The sequence below is a fragment of the Pectobacterium sp. HCp5_1 genome, assembly GCF_032905925.1.
GTDB classification, from domain to species: domain Bacteria; phylum Pseudomonadota; class Gammaproteobacteria; order Enterobacterales; family Enterobacteriaceae; genus Pectobacterium; species Pectobacterium brasiliense_A.
In genome coordinates, this window is sequence record NZ_JAUMIO010000003.1 from 1 (window position 1) to 14827 (window position 14827).

Sequence of the window (14827 nt, forward strand, 5' to 3'; positions counted from 1 at the left end):
TGAAAACTTCGACAACAGGTCTGACAGCGGAAGCGCTGATGACCGGTGCTTCCCAGTCCATGTTTTTTAACCGGGTCTGTTTGCTCACAAAACGGGCATTTTACCTCAACCGTTGCCATCAGGCTCTTCTTCTAAATATTTAGGAAAACAGATGAACATTCTACCTGACGATCACCGAGTTGAATACGTGACCGAATTCTTTATCTCTAACTCTCTTCTTTACTCTGATTTCTGGCTCTTATCGCCGCATAAAATCCTTATTCTGCATCAATTCTATTTTCAATTTGTGGTAAAACTGTCCGTCGTAGTCCTGTCGTAATAGCCACTTTTTCCACCCATGGAATAACATAGTCGCTACGTTGCAATACGCCATGATATTTATTGCTGGCATATTGACTCCGCCGACCCGGATATACCCACGTTTATTTTCGATAAAAGGATTTGCCATGTCCGCCCATTCCCCATCGTTAAGGTTTTATCTGGCTATTGGCTTGCTTCAGGGGCTGCTCCTTGTCGCGGCGCTGGAAATGAAAGAGGGCGCTCTTCAGGGAATGCTCATAACGATGGCGGTGGTTGGCGGCATCAGTCTGCAATTGCTGGAACGCACTCTCTTTGTGAAAAAGACGTGGCTGTTGGCTGGCGTGTTGACCGTGCTGATGACCGCCATCAGCGGCTGGGTCCTCTTCGAAAATGGACTATTTCGGCTGCTGGATTCCTGGGTGCTGTGTGGCATCCTCCTCGGTTATATCTGCTGTACTTTCATTTGCAGCTGGCCAGACCGTGAAGGGCGATGGCCGTCCTATGACGCACTTTGTAAACACGCCTGGATCAATATTTTTACTGTGCTGTTGGCCTGGCTACTCGTTCTGGTCGTTGTGTTGCTGCTCGTGCTGTGCGGCATGCTGTTCAACATGTTGGGATTCCGGCAGGTAAGTAAAGTATTTAGTCATTACCGATTCTATATGCTGCTTTTGCCGGTGGTGTTTTCTCTCGGCATATATATCGGCATGACCAAAGAAACCGTAGTCGGGTTGCTGCGCGGGATTCTGCTATCGGCTTGTCGTTTCCTGCTGCCATTTAGCGCACTGATTACGGTGGTTTTCACCTTGACGCTGCCTTTTAGCGGTCTGGAACCGATATGGAATACCGGCCGTTCCACCGTCATTCTGTTATGCCTGATGGGCGTAAACCTCTTTTTGATTAACTGCACGTCCCAGGATGATAACGAAGGCCGCGCTTACCCGGCGGTGTTACGCGGGCTCGTTAGCGCCAGTGTGATGTGCTTGCCGATTTTGGTTGGATTAGCGGGCTATTCCAGCTGGCTGCGTATCGAACAGTATGGCCTGACGCCTTTCCGTTTTCAGTCGATCTTCGTCGTGGCGATCGCGATGCTTTATAGCCTGGCGATGGTATGGGCCGTCATCCGCCGCTCTGGTGTTTGGTTGGGGAATTTACGCACGAGCAATCCGCTGCTTGCTGCTGTCACCTGCGTTCTGATGGTATTGCTGCATACGCCGGTGTTAAACCCAGAAGCGTTTAGTGCGAGAAATCAGGTTCAGCGTCTGCTTAGCGGGAAAACGCCGGTCGATGAATTTGACCTGTGGGCGCTGCGCGATGAGTTAGGGGCGGCGGGCAGGCAGCAGTTTACCTGGCTGGCTGAAGAATTGAAGCAAGACCGGATACTGGATGAGACAGGGCGTCAGGCGCTGCGCGATCGGTTGCAGGGACGTCCCGCACAAGTCCGCCCCGTTCAGGTCGAATGGGTGGGACCGCTGGAGGACGGGGTCGAAAGCATGTTGCAGGGCGATAATTTAGGCAATAGGTGCAGAGAAATCGCTTGCCTGCTCTTTGCGATTGATTTGACTGGCGATGGCCATAACGAAGTGCTCATTTTCCCCCGGGTCGGCTGGGGTGGCGGTGGCAAGATCCTCGCCCGTGATGAACAGGGGCAGTGGCAGATTGCGGCCAGTATGTATGGCGCGATAGGTACGGAAAAACTGGTCGAGCAGGTGAAGGACGGCAAGGTTGAAGCGGTTACGCCACGCTTTAAGACGGTTAGGATCGGTGACCAGAATATGGAGATTACGTATCCCTGATTCCACCCTACGTTAGGTATTACTTATTGATTCGATAAAGACAACGGATTGGTGATAGCGATCACGTTTCTGTACTTTAGCCACATGCGAAAACACATGAGGATAAAGTGATGTCAGTAATCAATACCCAAGTTAAACCATTCAAAAACATGGCTTTCAAAGACGGTCAATTCATTGAGGTGACGGAGAAGAACATCGAAGGCAAATGGAGCGTGTTCTTCTTCTATCCGGCTGACTTTACGTTTGTCTGCCCGACCGAACTGGGTGATGTCGCTGACCACTACGACGAATTCCAACAGCGTGGCGTGGAAATTTACTCGGTTTCCACCGACACCCACTTCACGCACAAAGCGTGGCACAGCAGCTCTGAAACCATCGGCAAAATCAAATACACCATGATCGGTGACCCAACGGGCCAACTGACGCGTAACTTTGAAAACATGCGCGAAGCAGAAGGTCTGGCCGATCGCGGTACGTTCATCGTTGACCCACAGGGCATCATCCAGGCGGTAGAAATCACGGCAGAAGGTATTGGCCGCGATGCTTCTGACCTGCTGCGTAAAGTGAAAGCGGCGCAGTACGTGGCTTCTCACCCAGGCGAAGTGTGCCCAGCCAAGTGGAAAGAAGGCGAGGCTACGCTGGCACCGTCTCTGGATCTGGTTGGCAAAATCTAAGCTGACACCTCGGAAAATATGACTGTTTTGTCGGGTGCATTGCACCCGATTTTTCTGGCCCGGCTTTTTTGGGCCAGCACCCCCGCACGATTTTGCTTTTGTACCACCTTGCCTAATTAAGGACGACCAATGCTCGACAATACGATGAAAGTCCAGTTGAAAGCCTATCTGGAAAAATTAACCAAACCTGTTGAGTTGATTGCGACTCTGGATGACTCAGCTAAATCTGCTGAAGTCAGAACCCTGCTGGCTGAGATTGCTGAGCTGTCCGATCGGGTAAGTTTTATTGAAAAGAATGATTTGGCAGTACGTAAGCCTTCATTCCTGATTACCAATCCAGATTCCCAAAGTGGCCCACGTTTTGCCGGTGCGCCAATGGGACACGAATTTACCTCCCTGATTTTGGCGTTATTGCAGGTGGGCGGTCATCCGTCGAAAGAAGCGAAAGAATTACTCGATCAAATCCGCCATCTTGACGGTTCATTCCACTTTGAAACGTATTACTCACTGTCCTGCCACAACTGCCCGGACGTGGTGCAGGCGCTGAATTTAATGGCGGTCTTGAATCCAAATATTACCCATACCGCGATTGACGGTGGCGTGTTCCAGGATGAGATTCAAAGCCGTAATGTCATGGGCGTTCCGACCGTTTTCCTGAACGGCGAACACTTCAGTCAGGGGCGCACGAGCCTGGCTGAGATTGTGACGAAAATTGATACCGGTGCGGGCGCTAAACAGGTTGAGAGGCTGAACCAACGTGACGTCTATGATGTGTTAATCATCGGTAGCGGCCCTGCGGGCGCAGCGGCGGCGGTCTATTCGGCGCGTAAAGGTATCCGCACCGGTTTGGTCGGTGAGCGTTTTGGTGGTCAGGTGCTGGATACCGTTGATATCGAAAACTACATTTCCGTTCCGAAAACGGAAGGGGCCAAGCTGGCGACCGCGCTGAAGAGCCATGTTGATGACTACGATGTCGACGTGATCGACGCGCAGAGCGCAGAAGCCTTAATTCCTGGCGGCGAACCGGGTAAACCGCATCAGGTGATTACTGTATCCGGTGCGACGTTGAAAGCGCGCAGTGTGATTATTGCGACCGGCGCGCGCTGGAGGAACATGAATGTACCCGGCGAAGATCAGTACCGTACACGCGGCGTAACATACTGTCCGCACTGTGATGGTCCGCTGTTTAAAGGCAAGCACGTCGCGGTGATTGGCGGCGGAAACTCCGGTGTCGAAGCGGCTATCGATCTGGCTGGCGTGGTGAAACACGTCACGCTGCTTGAGTTTGCGCCGGAGCTGAAAGCGGATTCAGTATTGCAGGAGAAAGTACGTAGCTTGCCGAACGTTGACATTATTCTGAATGCGCAAACCACGGAAGTGAAAGGCGATGGACAGAAAGTGACGGGGCTGAGCTACAAAGATCGTCTTACCGATACGGTGCACGATTTAGCGCTGGAAGGGATCTTTGTACAAATTGGCCTGCTGCCTAACACCCACTGGCTGGAAGGTACGGTAGCCAGAAACCGCATCGGTGAAATTGAGATCGATGCTAAGTGCGAAACCAGCGTGAAAGGGATCTTTGCTGCCGGCGACTGTACGACGGTGCCGTACAAGCAGATCATTATCGCGACGGGTGAAGGCGCAAAAGCGTCCTTGAGCGCCTTTGACTACCTGATCAGAACCCGTGCATAACGTCGGCCTGTTGAGGACGAAGGTGGATATATTTGCCATCCTTCTGTTTCTCTGACGACGCTCTTAACGTTCCGCGCGGCGATGCTTCATAGAAGTGTCGCCGCATTTTTGTTTTTGATCGTAAAATTTTTCTTTCGATCGTAAAAAGTAGATCTCAGCCCTTGCTAAAGGACAATAAGAAATTCATAATGCTCGCCGCTTTGTGCTGCTGCCCGTTTTTTACTGTCAACATAGCATCCTATTTCGAGCACAAGCGTTACCTCAATCCACATCATTTTTTATCAGTTAATACAAAAAATCATATTCTTCTTAACAGACTTATCCACAGGCTGTTGGTTGGTTATTTATTAATCACACTATGTTATTGATAAAATACTGTAGAGTATCTTATTGATATCTATTCATAAATTTTACTTATAAAACGCCATAACTATCGCTTGTACTTTTTGTGACAGTTGATTGGCAACGGTTTTTTTTATTTATTCACAGCGCGTGCGACAAACTGATGACAATAGTTTGAGCGGCTCACGCATCACGCGGTAATCCTTTCTCTACTGCACGAATAAGTCGTTTTTTCTGTGTGGATTGGACGTCGATTCCCAGTGATGCACGACGTTCCAACTGCTGATGAACTGCCCAGTGGATATGTTCATCCAACAGTTCGCTTTCACCCAGACGGGCTTGCAGCGCCAGTACGATACTATCCTGATAGGGGGCATTCCCCAGTGCGACGGCAATATTGCGTAGCCAGCGGAGATGGCCGATGCGCCGGATCGGCGACCCTTCCGTAATTCGCAGAAATTTCTCTTCATTCCAGCCGAATAGTGCCAGCAGCTCTGGCGTATGCAGCGCGGCACGCGGGCTAAAATCCGCCTCGTCGGTAAGTTGTGAAAACCGATTCCACGGGCAAATCAGCTGACAGTCATCGCAGCCATAGATGCGATTACCCATTAGCGGGCGAAATTCTTCAGGAATCGGACCTTCCAATTCGATAGTCAGATAGGAAATGCAGCGGCGGGCATCGACGGTATAAGGTGCGACAATCGCGCCAGTTGGGCAGGTGGTCATGCAGGCGACACAGCGACCGCACTGTTCTTCCTGTGGGCGATCGACGGGGAGAGGTAAATCGATCAGCAGTTCACCGAGAAAGAACCAGGAACCGGCTTCTCTGTTCAGAATTAGTGAGTGTTTACCAACCCAGCCAAGCCCGGCTTTCGCAGCCAAAGGACGCTCCATAATGGGAGCGGAATCGACAAAGGGGCGAAAATTCAATTCACCGCAGTATTCCTGAATCTGGTCGCCGAGTTTTTTCAGACGCTGGCGTAACAGCTTGTGGTAATCACGACCGAGCGCATAGCGGCTAACGTAGCCGAGCTCTGGGTTTTTTAAGGTACTGGCGAATGCGGCTTTGGCTGGCAGGTAATTCATACGAACACTGATGACGCGCAGTGTGCCGGGCAGCAGCTCATGCGGACGCGCCCGCAGCATACCGTGGCGTGCCATCCAGTCCATTTCCCCGTGGTATTGCTTATCCAGCCAATCCTGAAGCCGGGGTTCTTCTGCGGACAAATCAGTGTCGCAGATGCCGACCTGCTGGAACCCCAATGCCTGTCCCCATTGTTTGATGTGTTGTGCTAATTCGTTGAGATCGTAGGGGTATGACATGATGGGGCCACAGAAATAAACAAGACGTGCCGATGTTACCATATTCGCGCCGCAGAGCCGATGCCTGCTGAGATGTGCGGAATGCTGGCGGTCGTTTAGGTTGCTTGCTAATTTTAAGTCATTGTAATGAAAACTAAGAGCACATGATGACGCGTCACGACCGGAAGCGAGAGGATGAGTTGCCTGATTCGGTGTTTTACGCCGAGTGGGTGCGGCGTGAAGAAGCCAGAGCGGCCAGCGAGTCGGGGCTTTCGCTGTGGGAACTCATGCAGCGTGCAGGAGAAGCCGCATTTCAGGTGGCTCGCCGATGCTATCCCTCAGCTCGACGTTGGCGGGTTCTGGCTGGACACGGCAATAACGGCGGCGATGGATATGTGGTCGCCAGTCTGGCGCTGGCGGCGGGCATAGAGGTAGATGTTGTTGCCTGTACCCGCGATAAGTCGCTACCTGATGATGCTCATCTTGCGCGCCAGCGCTGGCTGGAAGAGGGCGGTCATGTTCAGGACGTGAGTGCGCAGGATGGTGATATACCGTGGCCGGATGGGATCGATCTCATTGTGGATGGTCTACTGGGAACCGGTCTTTCTGCTGCACCGCGTGCGCCTTATGCTGCGTTAATGACGCAGGCGAATGCCTATCCCGCTCCCATTGTTTCACTGGATATTCCCTCTGGTTTAGATGCCGAAACCGGCACCTGTGCGGGCGTTGCGATTTGTGCGGCGCAGACGGTGACGTTTATCGCGTTGAAACCGGGACTACTGACCGGTCGCGCCCGTGAGCACGTCGGAACATTACATTATCATTCGTTAGGATTACAGGCGTGGCTGGACGATCAAACCGCGCCGATACGGCGGCTGACTGCGGCGCAACTTCCCGAGTGGTTGACGCCTCGTCCAGCCGGACAACATAAAGGTGATAACGGCAGGCTGCTGGTGGTAGGCGGCAACGTCGGCTTAGGTGGTGCAGTATTGATGGCTGCGGATGCGGCGTTACACAGCGGCGCAGGCTTAGTGCGAGTACTTACTCACAAACAGTATCAATCGGCGTTTCTGACGGCTCGGCCTGAGCTGATGGTGCAAGAATTGACGACAGAGACGCTGCGGCAGGGGCTGGAATGGGCCGATGTCGTGGTGATTGGACCCGGTTTAGGGCAGGATGAATGGGGCAAAAGCGCGCTGCGTCTGGCAGAAAATTGTAACAAACCCATGTTATGGGATGCGGATGCGCTTAACCTGCTGGCAATCAATCCGCATAAGCGGCAGAATCGCGTGCTGACACCTCACCCCGGTGAGGCGGCACGTTTATTGAATTGCCGCGTCTCTGATATTGAAAGTGATCGCTTACTTGCGGCCACAAAGTTGGTGAAACGCTATGGCGGCGTTGTCGTATTGAAAGGTACGGGAACGGTGATTGCCAGCGAGCGAGACGAGGTTGCCATTGCTGATGTGGGAAACCCCGGAATGGCGACAGGCGGCATGGGTGATGTGCTGTCGGGTATCGTTGGCGGTTTGCTGGCGCAAAAGCTCTCGCTGTATGATGCTGCCTGTGCAGGGTGTGTCGTTCACGGTGCGGCGGCCGATTGGCTGGCAGCGCGACGCGGCACCCGAGGTATGCTGGCAACCGATTTACTGCCTGTGCTGTTCCGATATGTTAATCCCGAGCGGGTGTTTCCAGAGCCGATGCTTTCAGAACCTATGTTTTTAGAACAATAGATAGAATGAAAAAAATAGTCTTACTTCTGCCGGATGAGGCAGCAACGATCTCGTTAGGTACGGCGCTGGCGAAAGCCTGTGACGGTGCTTGTGTTATCCACCTTTATGGCGACCTCGGTGCGGGAAAAACGACGTTTAGTCGCGGTTTTCTACAGGCGCGCGGTCATCAGGGCAATGTTAAAAGCCCCACTTATACGCTGGTCGAGCCCTATGCGTTATCGCCGCTGGCGGTCTACCACTTTGATCTCTATCGACTGGCCGACCCGGAAGAGTTGGAGTTTATGGGGATCCGCGATTATCTGACACAGGATGCCATCTGCTTGATTGAATGGCCTCAGCAGGGCGCTGGCGTGCTGCCCGATGCGGATATCGAACTGCATTTACGCTATCAGGATCAGGGCCGACAGGCTGAGCTGTCCGCTGTCTCTGCGGCGGGAGACGCGATGTTGCAACATTTTTCTCTTCAGCCAGGAACAACAGAATCATGATGAGTCGTATGGTTAAGCTGTTCATCGGTGTATGGCTGTTGCTGGCAAGCTCGGCGTGGGCGGCCAACCTGTCGGATATCAAGGTGGATAATGCGTCAGGTCAGGCCACGGTGCGCCTGAGCTTTAGCGGTCAGCCTATTTATGCTTTTTTCCCGCTCAGTAACCCCGCCAGAGTAGTCATCGATATTCGTCAGACTGGCATTATTCAGGGGCTGCCATTGGATTTCAGCGGGCAAAATCTGATTAAGCGTGTGCGAACCAGCAACGCGCAGGATGCACAAAGTCTGCGTTTGGTGTTGGATTTAACTCAGGCGGCTAAAACGCGGGCGGTGACGCAAAAAGAAGGGTCTGGTTACGTTGTGGTTTTCACCATCACTGGTGATAAAGCAAAAACGGTGCAAGCCTCTGCGCCTCCTGCTTCACGCCAGCAAAATAGCGCGCCGGCAGAACCGGCTAAAAATCCGTTTACCAACAAACCGACTGTTGCCGTCAATACCAGTTCGTCATCTGCCCGCGTGCCAGCACGACAGGGTAATGAACGCGTCGTTGTAGCGATTGATGCCGGGCACGGTGGACAGGATCCAGGGGCGATTGGTACGAACGGGCTGCGGGAGAAAAATGTCACCATTTCTATCGCGCGTAAGCTACAAGTCTTACTGAATAACGATCCGGCCTTTAAAGGCGTGCTGACGCGTGACGGCGACTACTTTATCTCTGTCATGGGGCGTTCGGACGTGGCGCGTAAGCAGGGGGCGAACCTGTTAGTGTCGATTCACGCGGATGCGGCACCGAACCGCAATGCGAAAGGTGCGTCTGTTTGGGTACTGTCCAACCGCCGTGCGAACAGCGAAATGGCAAACTGGCTGGAGCAGCATGAGAAGCAGTCTGAACTGTTGGGCGGGGCAGGCGATCTACTGGCGAACAGCAGTGCCGATCCTTATCTTAGTCAGGCGGTACTGGATCTGCAATTTGGTCACTCTCAGCGAGTGGGGTATGACGTCGCGACCAAGGTGTTGCGTGAGCTCCAGCGCGTCGGAGGGCTGCATAAACGACTGCCTGAGCACGCGAGTTTGGGCGTGTTGCGCTCACCGGATATTCCTTCTCTACTGGTGGAAACCGGATTTATCACCAATGTCTCGGAAGAGCGGCTGTTGGGGAGCAACGACTATCAGGAAAAAATCGCCAATGCGATTTATCAGGGGCTGAGAAGTTACTTCCAAACTCACCCGATTCAATCCCTCCCAAAGCAGGAAAGCCGCCCACTACAGTCGGCGGCAAGTGATAGAGCAACGTCGGGCGGTAACGTAACCGCAGCAAAAGCGAGTGCGGGCAGCACGCGTCATACCGTTGCACGTGGCGAAACGCTCTCTTCCATTGCTCGGCGCTATGGCGTCAGTCTCGCGGCTATGCGTGATGTGAATAAGCTGAACAAGGACATCGTCTGGGTTGGACAGCGCTTGAATATTCCGGCTACTGGGACGAGGCCGACGGCATCAACACCTGCGCCTAAAAAGGCAGTGCCGGTGAAGCATAAGGTCGTAAAGGGTGATAGCCTGAGTGCGATTGCTGCCCGTTACGGTGTCAGCATGAAAGAGATCCAACAGGCGAATAATATGCGCTCCGGCACGGTACAGCTGGGGCAAACGCTGGTTATTCCGTCTGCCTGATTCTTCATGCTGACGATGTCGATAGATTGAGGATAGTAAGAGGGATACGCCATGCCGATTCAGGTGTTGCCACCGCAACTGGCTAACCAGATCGCTGCCGGAGAAGTGGTTGAGCGTCCGGCTTCGGTCGTGAAGGAGCTGGTGGAAAACAGTCTGGATGCAGGCGCGACCCGGATTGATATCGACATAGAACGCGGCGGCGCGAAACTGATCCGTATTCGTGATAATGGTTCGGGGATTGGAAAGGATGAATTAACGCTGGCGCTGGCGCGTCATGCGACCAGCAAAATTGCGACGCTCGACGATCTGGAAGCCATCGTGAGTATGGGTTTTCGCGGCGAAGCGCTGGCAAGCATCAGTTCCGTCTCTCGTCTAACCCTGACATCGCGCACCGCCGAGCAATCCGAAGCCTGGCAGGCCTACGCCGAAGGGCGTGACATGGCGGTGACGGTTAAACCCGCGGCTCACCCTGTGGGTACCACGCTGGAAGTGCTGGATCTGTTTTATAACACGCCCGCCCGCCGTAAATTTATGCGCACCGAAAAAACCGAATTCACACATATTGATGAGGTGGTGCGCCGCATCGCGCTGGCGCGTTTCGATGTCGCCATCACGCTGCATCATAACGGTAAGCTGATGCGGCAGTATCGTGCTGCGCCGGATAAAAGCCAGTATGAACGCCGTTTGGGCAGCATCTGCGGGGCGACGTTCCTGCAACATGCGCTGGCAGTGTCATGGCAACACGGCGATCTCACCATTCATGGCTGGGTAGCCGATCCGGTCGGTGCCAAGCAACTGCCTGATATGCAGTATTGCTACGTGAACCAGCGCATGATGCGCGATAGGTTGATTAATCATGCCATTCGGCAGGCTTATCAGGATCAGCTTAGTGACGAGCAGCAGCCCGCCTATGTGCTGTATCTGGAGATCGATCCGCATCAGGTGGATGTCAATGTGCATCCTGCCAAGCATGAAGTTCGGTTCCATCAAGCGCGTCTGGTACATGACTTCATCTATCAGGCGGTGATGTCCGTTCTGCAGCAGGCATCCTCACCGGCGCTCGGCATAACAGAGCCGGAGACCGGGAAACCCGTGCAATGGCAGCAGGAAAATCGTACCGCCGCCGGTGAAAACCATTTTGCCCAGCCGTCACGTACCGATAGTTCGCCGTCGTATGGTGGGAAAACGCCGCGCGCGGGTCATTCCGGTCAGGCGAGAGAATCTACTTATTCCGGCTATCAGCCAGAGAATCCGTACCAGAAGAAGCAGGGTGATCTGTATAAGGCGCTGCTGCAACCTGCGGATAACGCAGCAAGTGCACCGCCGTTGTCTGGCGAACGTATTTCTGTACCGTCGAGTCACGTTATGTCGCCGGATAGGGTTGTCCCATCCACGGCATCGCATGACGCACCGCCAAATCGAACCGCGACGGACACCGCAGCTAGCAATAACAAGCAACGTGCGCCGGTTGAATCACCGCTGGAAAGCCAATCAAACGGTTTTGGGCGGGTATTGACGGTTTATCCGCCGTGCTACGCGCTGTTGGAGTACCATAAGGGATTGGCGATGCTGTCGCTTTCCGTTGCTGAACGCTATCTGAAAGCGGTGCAGTTGACGCCGTCTGAAGAAGGGTTGCGGGCGCAGCCGTTGCTGATTCCGCAGCGTCTGACGTTGAGTAAATCCGAGCTGAACGTGTTGTCCGCCCATCACGCTTTGCTGGCGCGTTTTGGTATTGATGTCGTGGTTGAGTCACAACGTGCCACATTGCGTGCCGTACCTTTACCATTGCGCCAACAAAATTTACAAAACTTGATCTCTGAACTGATAGGCTATCTGGCCGACTATCAGACGGTTGAGACACAGCAGGTGGAACCTGGCGAATTGGCGTCGTGGATGGCGACGCGATTGCAGAGTGAGCAGGAAAGCTGGAGTCATTCTCAGGCCATACAATTACTGGCGGATGTCGAGCGGCTTTGTCCGCAGTTGGCGAAAACGCCGCCGTCTGAACTTTTATCTGTGATGGACATCCAGGATGCCATCAAGGCTTTAAAGCATGAGTGATGTAGAAAACGCGTCGTTGCCGCCCGCCATTTTTATCATGGGGCCGACGGCGTCAGGAAAAACGGCATTGGCAATGGCGTTACGAGAATATTTGCCGGTAGAGTTGATTAGCGTAGATTCCGCCCTCATCTATAAAGATATGGATATTGGGACGGCGAAACCGAGTGCGGAAGAGCTGGCACTGGCCCCGCATCGGTTAATCGATATTCTCGATCCGACAGAGTCCTATTCTGCGGCAGATTTTCGCCGTGATGCGCTACGTGAGATGGCGGACATTACCGCCGCCGGGCGCATTCCCCTGTTAGTCGGGGGGACGATGCTGTATTTCAAGGCGCTGCTGGAGGGACTTTCTCCTCTGCCTTCAGCCGATCCTGCCGTGCGCCAACGCATTGAAGAGCAGGCAAAAGAAATCGGCTGGGAAGCGATGCATCGGCAGCTCAGTGAGATCGATCCGGTAGCAGCAATTCGGATTCATCCAAATGATCCGCAGAGACTCTCGCGAGCACTGGAAGTTTTTTTCGTTTCAGGTAACACTTTAACTGAACTGACAAAAACGTCTGGCGACGCGCTGCCCTATCAGGTTCATCAGTTTGCTATCGCCCCGGCGACGCGTGAATTGTTGCATGAGCGGATTGAACAGCGCTTTCATCAGATGTTGGCGGCAGGTTTTGAGACAGAAGCCCGGACATTGTTTGCCCGGCATGACCTTCATACGGATATGCCCTCTATTCGTTGCGTTGGTTATCGCCAGATGTGGTCATATTTATCCGGTGAAATTGATTACGATGAGATGGTTTATCGGGGAATTTGTGCGACGCGTCAGTTAGCGAAGCGTCAAATGACCTGGCTGCGCGGTTGGGATGATGTCTGCTGGCTGGATAGCGAAAAACCGACTGAAGCACTGGACAAGGTGATACAGGTTGTTAGTGCATAGGTTGAGTGATTGTGTACAATCGGTGAGTCTCAGCGTGCAAGTTTTTTTACACCGTTATTTTAGAGCCGTAGGGTTCTTTGTTACAAACAACATACAAATAAGGAAAATATAGAATGGCTAAGGGGCAATCTTTGCAAGATCCGTTCTTGAACGCTTTGCGTCGTGAACGTGTTCCGGTTTCGATTTATTTGGTGAACGGTATTAAGTTGCAAGGTCAGATCGAATCTTTCGATCAGTTCGTGATTTTGTTGAAAAACACGGTAAGTCAGATGGTTTATAAGCACGCCATCTCTACAGTTGTTCCTTCTCGCCCAGTCTCTCACCATAGCAACAATCCAGGCGGCAGCAACAACTATCACGGTAGTAACACGACTGCTCAGCAGCAGTCGCAGGAAGCTGATGACGCCGAATAAGGCGTATTGTCAATTCACCACGGCGTGGGAGAGCTGGACGCATCGCTCGGCTCCTTCGCTGTGGTGTTTTTTGCTCGTTTGAGAGGTTACTCGCTTGTTTGACCGTTATGAATCAGGTGAACGGGCCATATTAGTTCATATTTTCTTTTCGCAAGATAGAGATACAGAAGATCTGCTGGAGTTTGAATCTCTGGTTTCTTCTGCCGGTATTGAATCCTTGCAGGTTGTTACTGGCAGCCGTAAGTCGCCTCACCCTAAGTATTTTGTCGGGGAAGGCAAAGCTGAAGAAATTGCTCAGGTAGTAAAAGAAACGGGCGCGTTTGTCGTGCTGTTTGATCATGCGCTGACGCCTGCTCAGGAACGTAATCTTGAGCGTTTGTGCGAGTGCCGGGTGATCGATCGTACTGGGCTGATTTTAGATATTTTTGCCCAGCGTGCGCGTACGCACGAGGGGAAATTACAGGTAGAACTGGCACAGCTGCGCCACCTTGCGACCCGACTGGTTCGCGGCTGGACGCACCTTGAACGTCAGAAAGGCGGTATCGGTTTGCGTGGCCCGGGTGAAACCCAGCTTGAAACCGACCGTCGTTTATTGCGTAACCGTATCATGCAGATACTGTCGCGTCTTGAACGGGTAGAAAAACAGCGTGAACAAGGGCGCCGGTCGCGGGTTCGTGCCGATGTCCCCACCGTTTCGCTGGTGGGCTATACCAACGCGGGTAAATCCACGCTGTTTAACACGATTACATCGGCGGGCGTCTATGCCGCCGATCAGTTATTTGCCACACTGGATCCAACATTGCGCCGCATTCAAGTGGATGATGTGGGTGATACGGTGCTGGCGGATACCGTAGGTTTTATCCGGCAGTTGCCCCACGATTTGGTGGCTGCGTTTAAGGCTACATTACAGGAAACACGTCAGGCCTCGCTGCTGCTGCACGTTGTTGATGCCGCCGATCCTCGTCTTGATGAGAACATTGAAGCGGTTGATGACGTATTGGCGGAAATTGAGGCGGACGAAATACCTGCGCTGTTGGTAATGAACAAGATTGATATGCTGGATGATTTCGTTCCGCGTATCGATCGCAACGAAGAGAACCTACCGGTACGGGTCTGGCTTTCAGCACAGACCGGCGACGGTATTCCGTTGCTATTTCAGGCATTGACTGAGCGGCTTTCCGGGGAAATCGCACAACATACCTTGCATCTTCCCCCGCAGGCAGGACGCTTGCGTAGTCGTTTTTACCAGCTTCAGGCAATAGAAAAAGAATGGATTGAAGAGGATGGGCAAATTGGTTTGGTTATTCGTATGCCGATTGCTGACTGGCACCGCCTCTGCAAAAAAGAGCAGGAACTGCTGGACTATATTGTCTGATTTGACTGGTACAAACAGTCTGAGCGGTGAAATAGTCTGACGGACTCTGG

Annotated in this window: 12 protein-coding genes; 10 read left to right on the forward strand and 2 right to left on the reverse strand. The window is 52.9% G+C overall.

Annotation, left to right across the window (positions count from 1 at the left end; genetic code table 11):
- Positions 1-119, reverse strand: a 119-nt coding sequence (locus tag Q3A88_RS02865; protein ID WP_317177450.1) for an IS1 family transposase, incomplete at its 3' end; no start/stop codon positions are given.
- A 327-nt stretch (positions 120-446) separates the two neighbouring features.
- On the opposite strand from Q3A88_RS02865, the gene Q3A88_RS02870 reads away from it, so the two are divergent.
- The 3 genes from Q3A88_RS02870 to ahpF all read left to right on the forward strand — a co-directional run bounded on the left by Q3A88_RS02870 (position 447) and on the right by ahpF (position 4462).
- On the forward strand, positions 447-2096 hold the full coding sequence (locus Q3A88_RS02870) for a DUF4153 domain-containing protein (protein WP_233990986.1): 1650 nt from the start codon (positions 447-449) through the stop codon (positions 2094-2096).
- Positions 2097-2206: 110 nt separating this feature from the next.
- Complete coding sequence (gene ahpC / locus Q3A88_RS02875) at positions 2207-2770, forward strand: alkyl hydroperoxide reductase subunit C (protein WP_039278061.1); 564 nt, start codon at positions 2207-2209, stop codon at positions 2768-2770.
- A gap of 129 nt (positions 2771-2899) precedes the next feature.
- On the forward strand, positions 2900-4462 hold the full coding sequence (gene ahpF, locus Q3A88_RS02880; RefSeq protein WP_110162355.1) for an alkyl hydroperoxide reductase subunit F: 1563 nt from the start codon (positions 2900-2902) through the stop codon (positions 4460-4462).
- Positions 4463-4987: 525 nt separating this feature from the next.
- Here the strand turns inward: ahpF and queG are convergent.
- A complete protein-coding gene (gene queG / locus Q3A88_RS02885) occupies positions 4988-6127 on the reverse strand; it encodes a tRNA epoxyqueuosine(34) reductase QueG (protein ID WP_039317738.1) in 1140 nt (379 codons plus the stop codon).
- A 143-nt stretch (positions 6128-6270) separates the two neighbouring features.
- On the opposite strand from queG, the gene nnr reads away from it, so the two are divergent.
- From nnr to hflX, 7 genes are all read left to right on the forward strand, one after another.
- Positions 6271-7839: a bifunctional ADP-dependent NAD(P)H-hydrate dehydratase/NAD(P)H-hydrate epimerase gene (gene nnr / locus Q3A88_RS02890; protein ID WP_317177386.1), complete on the forward strand. Its 1569-nt coding sequence runs from the start codon at positions 6271-6273 to the stop codon at positions 7837-7839.
- A gap of 5 nt (positions 7840-7844) precedes the next feature.
- A complete protein-coding gene (gene tsaE / locus Q3A88_RS02895; RefSeq protein WP_010285827.1) occupies positions 7845-8327 on the forward strand; it encodes a tRNA (adenosine(37)-N6)-threonylcarbamoyltransferase complex ATPase subunit type 1 TsaE in 483 nt (160 codons plus the stop codon).
- Positions 8324-9994, forward strand: coding sequence for an N-acetylmuramoyl-L-alanine amidase AmiB (gene amiB, locus Q3A88_RS02900; protein ID WP_317177387.1), 1671 nt, complete (start codon positions 8324-8326; stop codon positions 9992-9994). The genes tsaE and amiB overlap by 4 nt, the downstream gene beginning before the upstream one ends.
- A gap of 51 nt (positions 9995-10045) precedes the next feature.
- On the forward strand, positions 10046-12055 hold the full coding sequence (mutL, locus tag Q3A88_RS02905; RefSeq protein ID WP_317177388.1) for a DNA mismatch repair endonuclease MutL: 2010 nt from the start codon (positions 10046-10048) through the stop codon (positions 12053-12055).
- The gene (gene miaA, locus Q3A88_RS02910) at positions 12048-12989 is read left to right on the forward strand and encodes a tRNA (adenosine(37)-N6)-dimethylallyltransferase MiaA (protein ID WP_039283599.1); all 942 of its coding nucleotides are present in this window, start codon (positions 12048-12050) and stop codon (positions 12987-12989) included. The genes mutL and miaA overlap by 8 nt, the downstream gene beginning before the upstream one ends.
- Positions 12990-13102: 113 nt before the next feature.
- Positions 13103-13402 carry an RNA chaperone Hfq gene (gene hfq, locus Q3A88_RS02915; RefSeq protein ID WP_010285823.1) on the forward strand — a complete coding sequence of 100 codons (300 nt, stop codon included), beginning with the start codon at positions 13103-13105 and terminating at the stop codon, positions 13400-13402.
- A 94-nt stretch (positions 13403-13496) separates the two neighbouring features.
- Positions 13497-14777: a ribosome rescue GTPase HflX gene (gene hflX, locus Q3A88_RS02920; protein WP_010285822.1), complete on the forward strand. Its 1281-nt coding sequence runs from the start codon at positions 13497-13499 to the stop codon at positions 14775-14777.
- Positions 14778-14827 lie beyond the last annotated feature (50 nt).